Source organism: Mesorhizobium sp. M1E.F.Ca.ET.063.01.1.1 (assembly GCF_003998155.1).
Classification (GTDB): domain Bacteria; phylum Pseudomonadota; class Alphaproteobacteria; order Rhizobiales; family Rhizobiaceae; genus Mesorhizobium.
The window spans coordinates 1-15,891 of the sequence record NZ_RZSC01000075.1 but is presented as its reverse complement, the minus strand read 5'-3'; the positions used below and the strand labels follow the sequence as shown (position 1 = coordinate 15,891).

General features: G+C 63.1%; 18 protein-coding genes and 1 pseudogene. 9 read left to right on the top strand and 10 right to left on the bottom strand.

Annotated features, from left to right (window positions below; translation table 11 throughout):
- On the top strand, window positions 1-378 hold a 378-nt coding region (locus EOA29_RS08990; RefSeq protein WP_127220782.1), incomplete at its 5' end, for a MaoC/PaaZ C-terminal domain-containing protein.
- A gap of 100 nt (window positions 379-478) precedes the next feature.
- On the opposite strand, the gene EOA29_RS08985 is transcribed toward EOA29_RS08990, so the two are convergent.
- From EOA29_RS08985 to petA, 4 genes are all read right to left on the bottom strand, one after another.
- A complete protein-coding gene (locus tag EOA29_RS08985) occupies window positions 479-1,024 on the bottom strand; it encodes an adenine phosphoribosyltransferase (RefSeq protein ID WP_126092363.1) in 546 nt (181 codons plus the stop codon).
- Between the two features lie 99 nt (window positions 1,025-1,123).
- Window positions 1,124-1,981 carry a cytochrome c1 gene (locus tag EOA29_RS08980; protein WP_126092362.1) on the bottom strand — a complete coding sequence of 286 codons (858 nt, stop codon included), beginning with the start codon at window positions 1,979-1,981 and terminating at the stop codon, window positions 1,124-1,126.
- 19 nt (window positions 1,982-2,000) lie between these two features.
- Window positions 2,001-3,305: a cytochrome b N-terminal domain-containing protein gene (locus tag EOA29_RS08975; protein WP_126092361.1), complete on the bottom strand. Its 1,305-nt coding sequence runs from the start codon at window positions 3,303-3,305 to the stop codon at window positions 2,001-2,003.
- Window positions 3,306-3,322: 17 nt separating this feature from the next.
- Entirely contained in the window at window positions 3,323-3,883 is a 561-nt protein-coding gene (gene petA, locus EOA29_RS08970; RefSeq protein WP_126092360.1) for a ubiquinol-cytochrome c reductase iron-sulfur subunit, read from the bottom strand.
- Window positions 3,884-4,196: 313 nt separating this feature from the next.
- Between petA and EOA29_RS08965 the strand changes: the two genes are divergently transcribed.
- Window positions 4,197-4,541, top strand: a complete 345-nt coding sequence (locus tag EOA29_RS08965; RefSeq protein WP_126092359.1) for a cupin domain-containing protein — start codon at window positions 4,197-4,199, stop codon at window positions 4,539-4,541.
- Between the two features lie 108 nt (window positions 4,542-4,649).
- Here EOA29_RS08965 and EOA29_RS08955 read toward each other — a convergent pair whose 3' ends face one another.
- The 4 genes from EOA29_RS08955 to EOA29_RS08940 are packed head-to-tail and all read right to left on the bottom strand — an operon-like array spanning window position 4,650 to window position 9,183.
- On the bottom strand, window positions 4,650-4,961 hold the full coding sequence (locus tag EOA29_RS08955) for a DUF6665 family protein (protein WP_126092358.1): 312 nt from the start codon (window positions 4,959-4,961) through the stop codon (window positions 4,650-4,652).
- Window positions 4,962-4,970: 9 nt separating this feature from the next.
- Window positions 4,971-6,854, bottom strand: coding sequence for an ABC transporter ATP-binding protein (locus tag EOA29_RS08950; RefSeq protein ID WP_126092357.1), 1,884 nt, complete (start codon window positions 6,852-6,854; stop codon window positions 4,971-4,973).
- The gene (locus EOA29_RS08945; protein ID WP_126092356.1) at window positions 6,851-8,746 is read right to left on the bottom strand and encodes an ABC transporter ATP-binding protein; all 1,896 of its coding nucleotides are present in this window, start codon (window positions 8,744-8,746) and stop codon (window positions 6,851-6,853) included. Before EOA29_RS08945 ends, EOA29_RS08950 begins: the two co-directional genes overlap by 4 nt.
- Window positions 8,747-8,772: 26 nt before the next feature.
- Window positions 8,773-9,183 carry a hypothetical protein gene (locus EOA29_RS08940; RefSeq protein WP_245468440.1) on the bottom strand — a complete coding sequence of 137 codons (411 nt, stop codon included), beginning with the start codon at window positions 9,181-9,183 and terminating at the stop codon, window positions 8,773-8,775.
- Window positions 9,184-9,667: 484 nt separating this feature from the next.
- Between EOA29_RS08940 and EOA29_RS08935 the strand changes: the two genes are divergently transcribed.
- Together EOA29_RS08935 and soxR are read left to right on the top strand one after the other, a co-directional pair.
- A complete protein-coding gene (locus EOA29_RS08935) occupies window positions 9,668-10,126 on the top strand; it encodes a tRNA (cytidine(34)-2'-O)-methyltransferase (RefSeq protein WP_126092355.1) in 459 nt (152 codons plus the stop codon).
- 247 nt (window positions 10,127-10,373) lie between these two features.
- Window positions 10,374-10,817, top strand: coding sequence for a redox-sensitive transcriptional activator SoxR (soxR, locus tag EOA29_RS08930; RefSeq protein ID WP_126092354.1), 444 nt, complete (start codon window positions 10,374-10,376; stop codon window positions 10,815-10,817).
- 5 nt (window positions 10,818-10,822) lie between these two features.
- On the opposite strand, the gene EOA29_RS08925 is transcribed toward soxR, so the two are convergent.
- Window positions 10,823-11,080, bottom strand: coding sequence for a hypothetical protein (locus tag EOA29_RS08925; protein WP_126092353.1), 258 nt, complete (start codon window positions 11,078-11,080; stop codon window positions 10,823-10,825).
- Between the two features lie 121 nt (window positions 11,081-11,201).
- Between EOA29_RS08925 and hemF the strand changes: the two genes are divergently transcribed.
- From hemF to EOA29_RS08900, 5 genes are all read left to right on the top strand, one after another.
- The gene (gene hemF / locus EOA29_RS08920; RefSeq protein WP_126092352.1) at window positions 11,202-12,116 is read left to right on the top strand and encodes an oxygen-dependent coproporphyrinogen oxidase; all 915 of its coding nucleotides are present in this window, start codon (window positions 11,202-11,204) and stop codon (window positions 12,114-12,116) included.
- Window positions 12,117-12,381: 265 nt separating this feature from the next.
- Window positions 12,382-12,642 (top strand): DUF1344 domain-containing protein, encoded by a 261-nt coding sequence (locus EOA29_RS08915; RefSeq protein ID WP_127220780.1) that lies wholly within the window; start codon window positions 12,382-12,384, stop codon window positions 12,640-12,642.
- Between the two features lie 308 nt (window positions 12,643-12,950).
- Window positions 12,951-13,136 (top strand): DUF1059 domain-containing protein, encoded by a 186-nt coding sequence (locus EOA29_RS08910; RefSeq protein ID WP_040970995.1) that lies wholly within the window; start codon window positions 12,951-12,953, stop codon window positions 13,134-13,136.
- A gap of 292 nt (window positions 13,137-13,428) precedes the next feature.
- Window positions 13,429-14,007 carry a hypothetical protein gene (locus tag EOA29_RS08905; protein ID WP_126092350.1) on the top strand — a complete coding sequence of 193 codons (579 nt, stop codon included), beginning with the start codon at window positions 13,429-13,431 and terminating at the stop codon, window positions 14,005-14,007.
- 87 nt (window positions 14,008-14,094) lie between these two features.
- Entirely contained in the window at window positions 14,095-15,078 is a 984-nt protein-coding gene (locus EOA29_RS08900) for a S8/S53 family peptidase (protein ID WP_126092349.1), read from the top strand.
- A 27-nt stretch (window positions 15,079-15,105) separates the two neighbouring features.
- Here the strand turns inward: EOA29_RS08900 and EOA29_RS08895 are convergent.
- A pseudogene (locus EOA29_RS08895) lies at window positions 15,106-15,891 on the bottom strand (CCA tRNA nucleotidyltransferase); the annotation flags it as partial.

Sequence of the window (15,891 nt, the reverse complement as noted above, 5' to 3'; positions counted from 1 at the left end):
TACGATCCGCAGGTCTTCCATGTCGACGAAGAGGCGGCGAGGAAGAGCGTGCTTGGCGGGCTCTGCGCCTCCGGCTGGCACACCGCCTCCACCTGGATGAAATACAACCTCGAAAAGCGCATGGAGACCGAGGGTGTGCGCTGGACCGGCCCCGGTCCGCAGCCCGAATTCGGCCCCTCGCCCGGTTTCCGCAACCTGAAATGGCTGAAGCCGGTCTATGCCGGCGAGACCGTGACCTTCACGCGCACCGCGCTCGCCCACCGCCCGCTTGCCGCGCGCCCCGGCTGGAACCTGCTCACGCTGCGCTGCGAAGCCTTCGATTCGACCGGCGACAAGGTCATCGAGTTCGACAGCGCCGTGCTGGTGAAGGTGGAGTAGTGAATGGTGAATGGTGAATGGTGAATGGCGATGGAGAGTAGTGAGTAGTGAGTAGTGAGTAGTGAGTAGTCACTATTCATTATTCATTATTCACTACTCACTAATGTCCCTCGAACCCGATCAGCGTCCTCACCGGCACGCCGAGCGCCTCCAGCTTCCGGCGCCCGCCGAGATCCGGCAGGTCGATGACGAAGCATGCGGCGACGATATCGGCGCCGATCTGCCTGAGCAGCCTCACCGCCGCTTCAGCCGTGCCGCCGGTGGCGATCAGGTCGTCGACCAGGATCACCTTCTCGCCCTCTAAAACGCCGTCCTTGTGCATCTCCATCTCGTCCAGCCCGTATTCGAGGCTGTAGGCGACGCGCACCGTTTCGTAAGGCAGCTTGCCCTTCTTGCGGATCGGCACGAAGCCGGCCGAAAGCTGGTGCGCGACGGCGCCGCCCAGGATGAAGCCGCGCGCCTCGATGCCGGCGATCTTGTCGATCTTCAGCCCGGCATAGGGATGCACCAGCTCGTCGATGGAGCGGCGGAAGGCGCGAGCGTCACCCAGCAGCGTGGTGATGTCGCGGAACAGGATGCCGGGTTTGGGATAATCCGGAATGGTGCGGATGGCCGCGAGCAGCGTGTCTTCGAGGGAGGATTTCATGGGCGGTTGATCCGTTGCCGTACAGTTTTGCCGGCAAGCAGCCGAAAAGAAAAGGGCGCCCGTTCGGCGCCCTCGCATTTTTCTGAAATGCCAGACGGGTCAGTGCGCCACGTCGGCCCACACCTTGCGCTTGGTCATGTAGACCAAGGCGCCGAACAGCACCAGGAACACCAGCACGCGGAAGCCGGTCTTCTTGCGGTCCTCGAGATGCGGCTCCGCCGCCCACATCAGGAAGGCTGCGATGTCGCGCGAATACTGGTCGACCGTCTGCGGCGAGCCGTCGTCATAGGTCACCTGGCCGTCCGAGAGCGGCTTCGGCATCTTCAGTGACACGCCGGACAGGAAGTACGGATTGTAGTGCGTGCCTTCCGGGATCACCATGCCGGCCGGCGGCGTCTGGTCGTAGCCGGTCAACAGCGAGTGGATGTAATCCGGGCCGCCCTGGGCGTACTGGGTGAAGATGTCGAAGACGAAGCGCGGGAAGCCGCGCTCGACGCCGCGCGCCTTAGCAAGCAGCGACATGTCCGGCGGAGCGGCGCCGCCATTGGCTGCAGCGGCGGCCTGCTCGTTCGGGAATGGCGCCGGGAAGTGATCCGACGGCTTGCCCGGGCGGTCGAACATGTCGCCGGCATCGTTCGGGCCGTCATGGATGGTGTATTCGGCGGCGAGCGTCTTGATCTGGCCTTCAGAATAGCCAAGCCCTTCCAAGGTGCGGAACGCCACCAGGTTCATCGAGTGGCAGGCCGAGCAGACTTCCTTGTAGACCTTGAGGCCGCGCTGCAGCTGGCCCTTGTCATAGGTGCCAAACGGGCCGGCGAAGCTCCAGCTCATTTCCTTCGGCTCGTTGATCGGGAAATGCGTCGGCGCTGCCTCTTGATGCCCTTCCTGGGCAGCGGCGACCATTGTGCCCGCGGCCACCAGGCCAAGCAGCGCCAGCGAGGTGAGAATCTTCTTCATGCCAAATCCCCTCAGATTCTCAGCCTTTGGTTTCCGGCGCGCTCACCGCGCCTGCCGGATGCCCGCCGGCCCCCTTGTTCTTCTTTTCCAGCACCGCTTCGGTGATCGAGTTCGGCAGCCTGCGCGGCGTCTCGATCAGGCCGAGCACCGGCAAGACGACCAGGAAGAAGGCGAAGTAGAACAGCGTCGCCATCTGCGCCATGAACACGTAGCTGCCTTCCGCCGGCTGCGAGCCCAGCCATCCCAGCAGGACGGCGTCGGCCACGAACAGCCAGAAGAACAGCTTGTACCAGGGCCGGTAGACCGCCGAGCGCACCTTGGAGGTGTCGAGCCACGGCACCAGGAACAGCATGGCGATGGCGCCGAACATGCACAGCACGCCGCCGAGCTTGGAGTTGATCGGCCCGATATTGAAGGTGATGGCGCGCAGGATCGCGTAGAACGGCAGGAAATACCATTCCGGAACGATGTGGGCCGGCGTCTTCAGCGGGTTGGCGACCGTGTAGTTGTCCGGGTGGCCGAGATAGTTCGGCAGATAGAAGACGAAATAGGCGAAGAAGAACAGGAACACGATCATGCCGAACGCGTCCTTGATGGTGGCGTAGGGCGTGAAAGCGACCGTATCGGTCTTCGACTTGACTTCGATGCCGGTCGGGTTCGACTGGCCGACGACGTGCAGCGCCCAGATGTGCAGCACGACGACGCCGGCGATCATGAACGGCAGAAGGTAGTGGAGTGAAAAGAAGCGGTTCAGCGTCGGATTGTCGACGGCGAAGCCGCCGAGCAGCAGTTCCTGGATCCAGTTGCCGACCAGCGGAATGGCGCTGAAGAAGCCGGTGATGACGGTGGCGCCCCAGAAGCTCATCTGGCCCCAAGGCAGCACGTAGCCCATGAAGCCGGTAGCCATCATCAGCAGGTAGATGATGCAGCCGAGAATCCAGAGCAGCTCGCGCGGCGCCTTGTAGGAACCGTAGAAGAGACCGCGGAAGATGTGGATGTAGACGGCGACGAAGAAGAACGAGGCGCCGTTGGAATGGAGGTAGCGCAAGAGCCATCCCGAATTCACGTCGCGCATGATCTTCTCGACCGAATCGAAGGCGAGATTTGTGTCGGACGTGTAATGCATGGCCAGCACGATGCCGGTCAGGATCTGCGCCACCAGCATGATCGACAGGATGCCGCCGAACGTCCACATGTAGTTGAGGTTGCGCGGCACCGGATAGGCGATGAAGCTGTCATAGACCAGCCTGGGCAGCGGCATGCGCGCATCGACCCAGCGTCCGATGCCGGTCTTCGGCGTGTAGGTGGAGTGTCCCTCGCTCATCGAAATATCCCCCTGCCTCAGCCGATAAGAATCTTGGTATCGGAAATGAATTTGAATACCGGGATCGCCATGTTCTCGGGCGCCGGGCCTTTGCGGATGCGGCCGGCTGTGTCGTACTGCGAGCCGTGGCACGGGCAGAACCAGCCGCCGAAATCGCCTTCCTGGCCGAGCGGGATACAGCCGAGATGGGTGCAGACCTGCACCATCACCATCCAGGCTTCCTTGCCGGGGGTGGTGCGGTTGGCGTCGGTCGCCGGCGCGTCGGAGGGCAGGTTGGCGTTGCGCGCGATCGGATCCTTGAGGTCGTTGAGGCTGACAGCCTCGCCGTCCTTCATCTCCTTCTCGGTGCGGTTGCGCACCACGACCGGCTTGCCGCGCCACTTGACGATCAGCGAACTGCCGGGCTGGAGCGAAGAGACATCGACCTCGACCGAAGCCAGCGCCAGCGTCGAGGCATCCGGCTGCATCTGGTCGATGAACGGCCATGCGACGGCGCCTGCGCCGACCACGCCGGCCATGCCGGTGGCGATATAGAGAAAATCGCGACGGTTGGGATCGTGGATGTCGGTTGCGCTCACGGGTGCCTGATCCTTTCGCCTCTTTCCGTGCCGGCGGCCGAGCCTTGTCCCCGCTCAATCGCGCCGGCCCGACAGCGCATGGCGAACAGGCTAGCGAATTCCTCCGGCATTTGGAGGTTCGGTTTATGCGTGAAGCCCGTTTTTGTCCAGACGGGTGAAGGCACAAGGGCAGATTGTCGCGGGGATGTGCCGCAGCCTGGGTTGCCGCTCCGCCTGCGCAGCGTCAGACACCGTGAAACAGAGGGAAATCTTGGGCGAAATCGGGGCCTTGTCAACCTCGACAGGAACCGCTGGCCCGGTCTAATCTCCGGCCATGGCGCATGTCATCGACCGCGACAAATGGGCGAAAGCCCCGGACCGCTGGCAAGGCGAGCTGCAATGCGGCGCCTTCGGCTCCAGAAGCTGCCTGATCTTCAACTATATGCCGGGAATCGGCGGCGGCCCGCGCCTGCACAAGCATCCCTATGCGGAGATCTTCATCATCCGGCAAGGGAAGGCCCTCTTTACCGTCGGCGACCAGCGGATCGAGGCGTCCGCCGGCCAGATCCTGATCGTGCCACCCGACACGCCGCACAAATTCAGCAATCTCGGCCCCGGCCCGCTCGAGACCACCGACATCCACGAGAATGGCAGCTTCATTACCGAATGGCTTGAATAGGTTTCCTAAAGCGCGTCGCGCTGAAACGGATTCAGGCGACGCGCTTTAAGTCCTTGTCTTGATGCATGTCGTTGCCCCAGAACCGTGTACACTTCTGGGCGACATGCATTAGCTGGCGCCGAGCCTGACCAGCACCGCCCTCGGGATGTTGTATTCGCGGATCACGGCGTCGTGCCGGCGAAAGCCGCAGAGTTCGCGTTGGATGAAATAGCCGTGGACGGCGTCCGCCGCCTCCTTGAGCAGCCGGTTGCGATGCTCGCCATCGCCGTTCTCACGCAGCTTCGCCAGCGTCTCCTCGACGCGCTGGCCGGCGCGGCCAAGGGCCGCCGCCTTCTCGGCGAGGATCTCGTGACCGAGCAGGTCGAGCGCGCTTTCCTGCACGCCTGAGCGTCCGAAATTCGAAGGCATCCGTACCGACATGACCGTTTTCTACTCCGCCGGCCGCGTCTCTTCCAGCACGCTTTCCTCATTGAACAGGAAGCCGCCGGACTGCCGTTTCCACAGCCGCGCATAGAGCCCGTCGAGCGCCACCAGCTCGTCATGCGTACCCTGTTCGACGATTTGCCCGCCATCGAGCACCACCAGCCGGTCGAGCGCGGCGATGGTGGACAGCCGGTGCGCGATGGCGATCACGGTCTTGTCCTCCATCAGCCGTGCCAGATTCTCCTGGATCGCCGCCTCGATGTCGGAATCGAGCGCCGAGGTCGCCTCGTCGAGGATAAGGATAGGCGCATCCTTGAGGAAAAGGCGGGCGATCGCGACGCGCTGCCGCTGGCCGCCGGACAGCTTCACGCCGCGCTCGCCGACATAGGCCTCGTAGCCGACGCGCCCGCGATTGTCGCGCAGGCCCATGATGAAGTCATGCGCCTCGGCTTTCCGCGCCGCGGCGATCACTTGGCTGTCGGTCGCGCCCGGCATGCCGAGCTTGATGTTGTCGCGCAGCGAGCGATGAAAGAGCGCGGTGTCCTGGCTGACCACGCCGATATTGGCGCGCAGAGAATTCTGCGTCACCTCGGCGATATCCTGGCCGTCGATCAGGATCTTGCCGCCCTCGAGATCGTAGAGGCGCAGGATGAGATTGGCCAGCGTCGTCTTGCCGGCGCCCGACGGGCCGACCAGTCCGACCTTCTCGCCCGGCCGCACGACGAGGTCGATGCCGTCCAGCACCCCTGCCCCTTTGCCGTAGTGGAAGGTGACGTTCTTGAGGTCGATGCGGCCGCCGCCAACCACCAGCTCCTTCGCGCCCGGCGCATCGGTCAGGCCGAGCGGCTGCGTGATCAGCGCCTTGGAATTCTCGAGCACGCCGAGATTCCTCAGGATACTGTTGAGCTGCATCATCAGCCGACCCAGCAGCATGTTGAGTCTCAGCACCAGGGAAAGCGTGAAGGCGACGGCGCCGACCGTGATCGAACCTTCCACCCACAAGTAGATGGCGAAGGCGGCAATCGCAGTGATCATGGTGCCGGAAAGTGTCGTCAGCGCCATGCGCACGCCGGTCAGCCTGCGCGTGAACGGCCGCAGCGCATCGAGATAGATATCGAAGCCGCTGCGGATGTAGCGGTCGTCGCCGTCGGCGGCGAAGAGCTTCAGCGTCTGCACGTTCGAATAGGAATCGACGATGCGGCCGTTGATCATCGAGCCGGCCTCGGCGGTCGCCTCGGCATGTTTGCGGACCGCCGGCAGATGGAGCCTGGCCACACAGCCGAAGGCGACGATCCACACCACCACCAGCGCCGCCAGCCTGAGATCGAGGCCGGCAACCAGCGCCAGCGTCGTCACCGTGTAGACGACCATGAACCAGACGACCTCGATGAAGCTTTCCATCAGATCGCCGGTTGCCTGCCCCGCCTGCCAGACTTTCGTGGCGATGCGGCCGGCGAAATCGTTCTGGAAGAAGGCATAGGACTGTCGCGAAACATGCCGGTGCGCCTGCCAGCGCACCAGATTATAGAAGCCCGGCGTGATCGTCTGTTCGTCGACCAACGCGGCCAGTCCGACGACCGCCGTGCGAATGATAAGCACGACCGCGCCCATGAACAGAAGCTCGGGGCCGGCGGCGGCCCACAACGCATGCCAGCTGCGCTCGCCGGGAAGCTGATCGAGGATATCGACCAGCCGTCCGACGAAATAGAACAGCCCGGCTTCGACCAGCGGCGCGATGCCGCCAATGATCAGCATGGCGAAGAAAGCGAGCTTCGCCTGCCCGACATAGTGCCAGAGGAAGCCGCCGACGCTGGCGGGTGGCCGAAGATTCGCCGGCTCGCGGAACGGGTAGACCCAGTGCTCGAACCAGCGATAAACGGCTTTCATCATTCCGCGGCTTCACCCTTGGCATCAAAGTCGTGGGCAATCGCATCGTTGGCGGCCTCGGCCGGCACGTCGTCGAGCAGGAAGCCGCCCGACTGGCGCTGCCAGAGCTGGGCATAGAGCCCGCCTTTGGCGACGAGTTCCTCATGCGAGCCTTCCTCGATGACGCGGCCCTTGTCCAAGACGACGAGCCTGTCCATCGCTGCAATGGTCGACAGCCTGTGCGCGATGGCGATGACGGTCTTGCCCTGCATCAGCTTGTAGAGGTTCTCCTGGATCGCCGCCTCGGCTTCCGAATCGAGCGCCGAGGTCGCCTCGTCGAGGATGAGGATCGGCGCGTCTTTCAGCATGACGCGGGCAATGGCGATGCGCTGCCGCTGGCCGCCGGACAATTTGACGCCCCGATCGCCGACATGGGCATCGAACCCCTTGCGGCCGCCGTGGTCGGAAAGCGCACCGATGAAATCCAGCGCTTCGGCCCGGCCCGCCGCCTCCAGCAGCATCTCGTCGGTCGCGTCGGGGCGGCCATAGAGGATGTTCTCGCGTACGGATCGGTGCAGCAGCGAGGTGTCCTGGGTCACCATGCCGATCTGCGCGCGCAGCGAATCCTGCTTCACCGCCGCGATCTCCTGGCCGTCGATCAGGATCCGGCCGGCCTCGAGGTCGTAGAAGCGCAGCAGAAGATTGACCAGGGTCGACTTGCCGGCGCCGGACCGGCCGACGATGCCGACCTTCTCGCCGGGCCTCACGGTGAGCGACAGGTTCTCGATGACACCCTTCTGCTTGCCGTAGTGGAAGCGGATGTCCTCGAAGCGGATTTCGCCGCGGGTGACGGCAATATCCCTCGCATCCGGCCTGTCCTCGACCAGGCGCGGCAACGAAATCGAAGCGATGCCGTCCTGCACGGTGCCGATATTTTCGAACAGCGCCGACATCTCCCACATGATCCACTGCGACATGCCCCACATTCTGAGCACCAGGCCGATGACCACCGCTACCGCGCCGATCGTGACCGCTTGATCCAACCACAGCCACAGCGAGATGGCGGTGACCGAGAACAAGAGCAATGCATTCAGAATGTAGAGCGAGCCAAAAAGCACGGTCACCAGCCGCATCGACCGGTAGACCGTGTCGAGGAAGCCTGCCATGCCCTCCTTGGCGAAGGCCGCCTCGCGGCGTGCATGCGAAAACAGCTTGACCGTCTGGATGTTGGTGTAGCTGTCGACGACGCGGCCGGTCATGCTCGAACGCGCGTTGGCCTGTTCCTCGCCGACCTTGCCCAGGCGTGGGATGAAGAAGCGCAAAAGCCCGATATAGCCGACCAGCCAGACGGCGAGCGGCGCGGCAAGGCGCAAGTCTGCCGAGCCGACGATGAACAGCATGCCGAGGAAATAGACGATGACGTAGTTGAGGACGTCGAGCACCTTGATGACGCATTCGCGCACGGCGAGCGCCGTCTGCATCAGCTTGGTGGCGATACGGCCGGCGAATTCGTCCTGATAGAAGCTGATCGACTGCTTGAGCAGGTAACGATGCACCTGCCAGCGGATGCGCATCGGATAATTGCCCATTAGCGTCTGCTGATTGAGCAGCGAATGCAGCCAGACCGTTCCCGGCAGCGCGAACAGCACGATGAAGGCCATGCCGGCGAGCTTCCAGCTCTCGGTCTCGAGGAAGGTTTCGCGGTTCTGCCCCGACAGCCAGTCGACGATGCGGCCAAGGAAGCCGAACATCCACACTTCCGCGATGGCAATCGCCGCCACCAGCACCGCATCGCCAAGGATGTAGGGCCAGGCGCCGCGCGTGTAATGCAGGCAGAATGCTATCAGCGTCTTCGGCGGCTCGACCGGCTCCGCGGCGGGAAATGGATCGAGCCTGTTTTCAAACCAGCGGAACATTCCGGGGCACTCGACTGTCTATGCGCTCAGGCAGCGCGGGATTGATGGACAAGCTTTCTCGGCCGCGCTGCGCCGCGGGCCGGCGATACGGAATCAACTGCATCCCTGCTTCGCGCAATATAGGGTGTCGCGGGCTTTTCGCCGACAGGCTCGCCAGAGGATGCTGACGGCTCCGAACCTCCTGACGAAAGGCTGTCGCCAGCCCGTGCTTTTTCGCCCGGTCGGAACAGCCTCGCGACACGGCGCACCAGCGAAGGCCGGCTGTGGTCGGGCACGGCGCGCGAGAAGTCGACATCCGGCAGCATGCCGCGATGCGGACGCCGGCGCTCCTGCGCATGTACCGCCGACGAATAGGTCTCGCCGATCAGCAACGCCCAGGTCGCCATCTTGCGCTCGTGCAGGCTTCTCGAGCCGGGTATTCTGAATGGATCGAACATCGGTCCGTCCTCCATGTGCAAATGCGTTAAAAAGGGTGATGCGAGTTCGACCTCCGGCATTCGGCCGGAGGGTCGAATTGCATCGGTCAGGACATGACGACGAGCGTCAGTCCCGACATGACGACGAGCGTCGGTCCCGACACGTTCAGGTGGGGCGTGGCGCCCCTTTGGCAGTTTGAAAAACATCGCAAGATTCCTTCGAAAGCCGAAAACTGGGTTCGGCGGGAATCGGTGCGATAGGTCTTAAAGTGTCAGAAGAATCGTCGTACCGAAACCGCCGTTGGGCGTACTGGAGCCCCGGAGAGGAGCTGCCCGGAAAGGAACTGGTTGTGCATGGTCATCATGTGGTCCCCCTCCTTCGGTTCGGGTTGACGATGAGCGGCATATACTCGACTTCGCAGAAAATGGCCACCCGCCAGTCCAGAAATCGCCGAAAGCTGGAGACGCCTGTGGCCGATCTGCCACTTATTAGAAGGATGCGGAAATGAACGGCCGTCTCCGCATCGCGCTCTACCAGCCTGATATCGCCGGCAACACCGGGACAATCCTGCGCTTCGCCGCCTGCCTCGATCTCGGTGTCGACATCATCGAGCCGGCCGGCTTTCCGCTCTCCGACCGGGCCCTGAAACGGGCCGGCATGGATTACCTCGAAATGGCGGCGCTTTCCCGCCATGCCGACTGGCGCGCCTTCGAGGAGTGGCGCCGAACGAGCGCGCGCCGTTTGGTGTTGGTCACCACCAAGGGGACGACCGCGTACACCGACTTCGCTTTCGCCAATGGTGACATCCTTCTGTTCGGCCGCGAATCCGCCGGCGTGCCGGAAGAGGTTCACCAGGCGGCGGATGCGCGATTGACCATCCCGATGCGGCCGGGCGCGCGCAGCATCAACGTCGCCTTGTCCGTCGCGATGGTCGCGGGCGAAGCGCTCCGCCAGCTCGGATAGGATCCCTACCCTCTCCCTTGTGGGGAGGGTGGCAAGCGAAGCTTGCCGGGTGGGGGTCGAAGGCCACAAAGTACCCCCACCCCGTTCCGCGGCGTCGCTGCGCGATGCCGCTCCACGACCCTCCCCGCAAGGGGGAGGGTAATCAGCGATTCTCACCCAGGCGCACATCGCCTTCTCCTGCATTTGCCTCGTCAGGATTTCCTCGCTACAAGCTCAACCTAACTTGAGGTCAAGCGGAAACTGCGAAATGGTTGCGGTGAAGGAATTGACGGTCGGTCAGGTGGCGATGCGCAGCGGCGTTGCGGTATCGGCGCTCCATTTCTACGAGGCGCGCGGTCTGATCCGCAGCCATCGCACGGCGGGCAACCAGCGCCGCTATGGCCGCGATGTGCTGCGGCGGGTGGCGATCATCCGCGTCGCCCAGGAGGTCGGCATCTCGCTGGCTGAGATCGCAGCGGCATTCCACTCGCTGCCCGAGGGACGCACGCCGACGCGCGAAGACTGGAATCTGCTTTCAACGGCTTGGCGCGATGGGCTCGATCACAAGATCAGCCAGTTGAAGAAGCTGCGCGACGGGCTGAGCGACTGCATCGGCTGCGGCTGCATGTCGATCGACAAGTGTCCGCTCCGGAACAAGGACGATAGGCTGGCCAGGGAAGGAACGGGAGCGAGGCGTTTGCTGGCGCCTTGACCGGTCTAGTCGGCCGCCGGCAGCCGCCGCATGGTGAATTCGATGACGTCGCCCGGCCGTTCGAACCAGCTTTCGATCTCGGTCCAGTAGGCCTGCTTGGGGAAGCGCTCGAACCATTCCTTCGCCTTGAGGCGCGCGGCCGGGCGCGGCAGCACGAAGGTCTCGCGCAGGAATCCGTCGCGCGGCTGCTTCTCGCGTTCGGCCCGCGAGCGTTCCAGCCTCTTTTTCAAACCATCCAGCGGCGGTCTTGCCGGGGTGCGCACGAAGGAACTCCTTTGCGCCTTGGTCAGACAGGACTTGACCCTTGCCTTTAAGAGATTAGGGATCGCGCCCTGAAAAGACGAGTCATTTGTCGGGCAAGCAAGCCCGTAACTGGAGACGGAATTGGAAAGACCTGACCTTCCCGTGGGGCTGCCGGCCGACATCGAGCAGAAGAAGATGAAGGCCCGTCTCTGGTTCGAGGCGCTGCGCGAGCGCATCTGCACCACGTTCGAGCAGATCGAGCGGGAGCTTCAGGGACCTCTATCCTCATGGTCGCCCGGCCACTTCGAGAAGACCCCCTGGGAGCGCGACGAGGGCAAAGGCGGCGGCGGCACCATGTCGATGATGCGCGGCCGGGTCTTCGAAAAAGTCGGTGTGCACACGTCGACGGTCCACGGCGAATTCTCGCCTGAATTCAGAAAGCAGATCCCCGGCGCCGAGGAGGATCCACGCTTCTGGGCAAGCGGCATTTCGTTGATCGCCCATCCCTGGAATCCCAACGTTCCGGCCGTGCATATGAACACCCGCATGGTCGTGACCACGCGCCACTGGTTCGGCGGCGGCGCCGACCTGACGCCGGTGCTTGACCGGCGCCGCACCCAGGAGGATCCTGACACGCTGGCCTTCCACCGCGCCATGCAGTTCGCCTGCGAGAAGAACGCAGCCGTGGCCGACTACCCGAAATTCAAGGCCTGGTGCGACGAGTATTTCTTCCTGCCGCACCGCAACGAGCCGCGCGGTATCGGTGGCATCTTTTTCGATTGGCTGCATTCGGGCGAGGACAAGGGCGGCTGGGACGCCGACTTCAGTTTCGTCCAGGACGTCGGCCGTTCTTTCCTCGTCGTCTATTCCCATCTGGTCCGGGGCAATTTCAACCAGAACTGGACCGACGGCGACCGCGACGAACAGCTCATCCGGCGCGGCCGCTACGTCGAATTCAATTTGCTTCACGATCGCGGCACCATCTTTGGCCTGAAGACCGGCGGCAATGTCGCCTCGATCCTTTCCAGCATGCCGCCCGAGGTAAAGTGGCCGTAAAAATCCGGTGAACGCAAGGTTGGCCGCATTGATGTCCCATACGCCGAATCTTGGCGGCCAATGTGGCAGGCGCGATTTCTTTTTCGTCTAATATCCTTTTGAAAAAATTGAGTTATTTAAGGTTGCCGGGTCGGGAAGCGCCGGCCGTTCATCTCCCCATGGGCCGCGACCCGACGCGACCGGACGGCCCTGATCGAGAGGGGTGCCTTCCTGGAGCGAGATTTCATCTCGCTCTCACGGTGCCCGCATTCCAGGAGAGCATGCCATGCGCAAGCTTATTGTGACGGCAGCAGCCGCTGCCTTTCTCGCCTCCGGTGGCGCCGCGTTCGCCGCGGTCAAACACACCACGGGCACGGTCAAGAGCTTTGATGGAACGGCCATGAGCCTTGTTCTGGACAACGGATCGACCTTCACCCTGTCCAAGGCCTTCAAGGATCCGGGCATCAAGTCGGGCGAGAAAGTTCGCGTTTCCTGGGACATGAGCGGCAAGAACAAGATTGCCCAGGCGGTCAAGATCATGAAGTGACGGCCCGCCCGATGCACATCGCCCAAAAGTGCTCAGAGGTTTTGGGGAGACGGTATGCAATCTAAAGCGGGCATCAGGCAGCAAGGAAGGCGGGGCAAGGTTGCTCCGCCTTTTGTTTCCAATGAAGATCGTGACGAGCCAACAGCCTCCCGGCTTCGATGCAACCGAAACCGGAAGTGTGTGTTATGGTAGTCCAACTGAGCAATTCCAGGAACGTGCTCAGCGGTTTCCCATACGGAATTGCTTAGAAAACAAGCACATGGAACGGAAGTCCAAACCGAGCCGCGCCAAAGAGGAAAGGAACGACCATGAAGGAATTCCAATGCGGAACACTCGTCCCGGGCTGTGACTGGCACACGCGCGCAGAAGAAGAAGCGGAGGTCATGCGCCGCGCGGTCGAGCATCTGCGTGAAACGCATGGCGAAACCATCATCCGCGAGACGATGATCGAGGCGATCCGCTCGCGCATCCAGAAGGTCCGCGACGCGGCCTGAGGCGTTGGCCGGCTGCAATCGCCGATTCTGCGCGACACCACCGACAAGGACAGCGAGCGGGATGCAGCATCCGGGCGCATCCCGCTTTGCGCGCGGCGATCTGCCCCGATCGCCGACAACCGGCTTCAATCCCAAAGATTTCAAGCAAAAACTTATATTCGTGCCGGCTGGGATAACCCCGCGGTAACGGTCTCCATGCGAACGTCAGGTGCATGATCCGGCCACGGCGGCTGCCCGAGGAGCCGTTTGCCACAAGGCGCGTCCGGATCCGACGGGACGAGGTGCTGCGCGCATGCGCGAAAAGTCCGACAATCGAAGTGGTTTCGGTGCAGCGGCACTCCTGCTGTGCGCATTCCTCGGTGTCTCGCCGGCGATGGCGCAGGAAATGACCACGTCGCTCGTCGATATCCACCAGGGGTCTTGGCTCAGCGACCGCGCGAGGGGCCTCGGCAATGGCGGCTACGAGTTGCAGGACGGAAGCTGGGTCTCGTTCAATCGGTGGTACCACAGCAATTGGGTCGACATGCATGTCGATTTTCTCACGCAGCTCACCGAAAACAGCGGCGTCCTGTGGGGATTTGGGACCGGGGAACAAGCCGAGAAATACCGCATTGCGCCGAGCTTCAAGCTCGGTTTTCTCACCCAGACTCATCCGAGCCTGAACAGCACCCTATCCCTTTCGGTTACCTCGACCTTCGGCGGCAACCTGACCGAAAAGCCCTGCGTGGCCGACTACGGGGATCTGGGCACCTATAGCGTCAACTGCCGGCTCGCGGCCGGCGAGACGGCGCCTGAGGAAACGCTGAAATATCTGGTTAACGCTACACCCGAAAGGCTGCGCCTGTGGCTCAACTACCGTGTTACTTTCTGATCGCCGGGAGGTCGCGCATGAGAAGTCTTCTTGCTCCCGAAGTCTACGATCGTCCGTCCTCGTTCCTGTTTGACTGGGAGTAAGAGCATGTCTGGTAATTTCTGGAAGTTCGGCATTGCCGCGGCGCTCGTCCTTTTGCCGGCGTCCATCGCCTCGGCGCAGGAAGCCCTCGACGCGGACGAGGCGGCCGCGTTGTGCCACGGCGGTGGATCCATATGCGTGAGCGCGAGGATCCCGGTCGCAAAGGCAACGACCCAGGCAGTACAGAGCTGGATGAGCCCCGACGTCGGCGCCGCATGGGCAGCCGGCTACAAGGGCAAGGGCGTCACCATCACCATCGTCGACGACTTCAGCAGTTCATCGCGCTTCTCCGGCAATTTCGGGCTCGGCGTGCAGACCCAGCGGCATGGCGAATGGACGCGCGAGGAGGCAAGCATGATCGCTCCCGCGGCGACCATTCGCTCCAAGGATTTCTCGACGAGTTCGGCCGTTCCGCTGGCACGCGGCCGTAACGTGCTCAACCTCAGCTACGGCATGTACACCACCGCGGGCTACAGCGTGAGCCAGATCTGGTGGGCCCCGGAGGAGTCCTCGATCATTTCCTACGCCACCAAGGGATCGGCCATCGTCTCGAAGGCGGCAGGCAACGACTCGGTCGCCGTCGGCGGGGTGACCGGCGGCCAGCAGGACTATCTCGACCTCGCCCTGATCGGCAAACCGACGGCGATCTTCGTCGGCGCGCTGTCGACAAACGGCACTGCGTCCAGCAAGGCTCAGCTTGCCTGGTATTCCAACTATGCCGGCTCCGACCCGGCCGTGCAGGGCCACTTCCTGGTGGTCGGCGTCGAAGGCGACAAGACTGGCCTTTACGGCACGTCCTTCGCCGCGCCGATCATCTCCGGATACGCCGCGATCATCGGCAGCAAATTCACCAAGGCGACGCCGGTTCAGATCACCAACGACCTGCTCAACACGGCCCGTACCGACACACTGGTCAATTACGACCCGTCCATCTACGGCAAGGGCGAGGCAAGCCTTTCGCGCGCGTTGGCCCCCGTGTCGATACGTTGAGCCGCGGCGATCCTACGGCTTGCCGCGCTAGGCCTCGAGTGCCTTCGCGGCGCGCTTGAGCAGCGCACCGCGATCCATGGCGAATCCGGAATCCACCCATTCCTTCTCGAGGTTCTTCAGCGTCGCGCCAAGCTTCGGGCCGGGTGACGCGCCGAGTTCGGTCAGGTCGGCGCCCTTGATTGGAAAGGTCGGCTTTTCCCATTTCAAGGCGAAGCCTAGCAAGCGGGAGTAACCACCGGCTTCCAGCATGGCCTGATTGTCCTCGACGGCACGTGTCCGCGCGGCGGCGAGAGCGAGCCGAAGCCGATCGAGGAAACCGTCGCGGTTTCCGAAATAGAGCCTCTTCGCAAGTTCCGTCTCGGTTGTCTTGGATTCCGGCGAAGCCGTCAGCGCCCATTGCTTGAGCCGTTCGCCCTCGCTGGTCGAAAATCTCAGCCTTTCGGCAAGCACCTTCATGCGCGCGGCATCCGGCGGCACCATTGCCTCCAGCCCGAACAGCGGATCGGCATTCCAGCCGAGATCCTTTTCGGTCCTGACCAGCCCATGGATGGCGTCAATGCCCCACTTCTCGCTCTCCGGCAGCACGGCGGTGAGAACGCCGGCCTGGCGCATCCACAGCAGTGCGCGCGACGGATCGGACGCCGAAAGCAGCTTCTTCAACTCGGACCAGACGCGTTCGGCCGAAAGCCGGCTGAGCCCGTCCTTCAGCCTGGCGCAGGCCTTCAACCCCTCGGCATCGGGGCGGCCGTCGCCATACCAGGCGAAAAAGCGGAAGAAGCGCAGGATGCGCAGGTAGTCCTCGCGGATGCGCGC

Excerpts from the sequence above, each read along its gene's own strand:
- EOA29_RS08985 (WP_126092363.1), bottom strand. The coding sequence starts at position 1,024 with ATGAAATCCTCCCTCGAAGACACGCTGCTCGCGGCCATCCGCACCATT.
- EOA29_RS08980 (WP_126092362.1), bottom strand. The coding sequence starts at position 1,981 with ATGAAGAAGATTCTCACCTCGCTGGCGCTGCTTGGCCTGGTGGCCGCG.
- EOA29_RS08975 (WP_126092361.1), bottom strand. The coding sequence starts at position 3,305 with ATGAGCGAGGGACACTCCACCTACACGCCGAAGACCGGCATCGGACGC.
- EOA29_RS08965 (WP_126092359.1), top strand. The coding sequence starts at position 4,197 with ATGGCGCATGTCATCGACCGCGACAAATGGGCGAAAGCCCCGGACCGC.
- EOA29_RS08955 (WP_126092358.1), bottom strand. The coding sequence starts at position 4,961 with ATGTCGGTACGGATGCCTTCGAATTTCGGACGCTCAGGCGTGCAGGAA.
- EOA29_RS08950 (WP_126092357.1), bottom strand. The coding sequence starts at position 6,854 with ATGATGAAAGCCGTTTATCGCTGGTTCGAGCACTGGGTCTACCCGTTC.
- EOA29_RS08945 (WP_126092356.1), bottom strand. The coding sequence starts at position 8,746 with ATGTTCCGCTGGTTTGAAAACAGGCTCGATCCATTTCCCGCCGCGGAG.
- EOA29_RS08940 (WP_245468440.1), bottom strand. The coding sequence starts at position 9,183 with ATGTTCGATCCATTCAGAATACCCGGCTCGAGAAGCCTGCACGAGCGC.
- EOA29_RS08935 (WP_126092355.1), top strand. The coding sequence starts at position 9,668 with ATGAACGGCCGTCTCCGCATCGCGCTCTACCAGCCTGATATCGCCGGC.
- soxR (WP_126092354.1), top strand. The coding sequence starts at position 10,374 with ATGGTTGCGGTGAAGGAATTGACGGTCGGTCAGGTGGCGATGCGCAGC.
- EOA29_RS08915 (WP_127220780.1), top strand. The coding sequence starts at position 12,382 with ATGCGCAAGCTTATTGTGACGGCAGCAGCCGCTGCCTTTCTCGCCTCC.
- EOA29_RS08910 (WP_040970995.1), top strand. The coding sequence starts at position 12,951 with ATGAAGGAATTCCAATGCGGAACACTCGTCCCGGGCTGTGACTGGCAC.
- EOA29_RS08905 (WP_126092350.1), top strand. The coding sequence starts at position 13,429 with ATGCGCGAAAAGTCCGACAATCGAAGTGGTTTCGGTGCAGCGGCACTC.
- EOA29_RS08900 (WP_126092349.1), top strand. The coding sequence starts at position 14,095 with ATGTCTGGTAATTTCTGGAAGTTCGGCATTGCCGCGGCGCTCGTCCTT.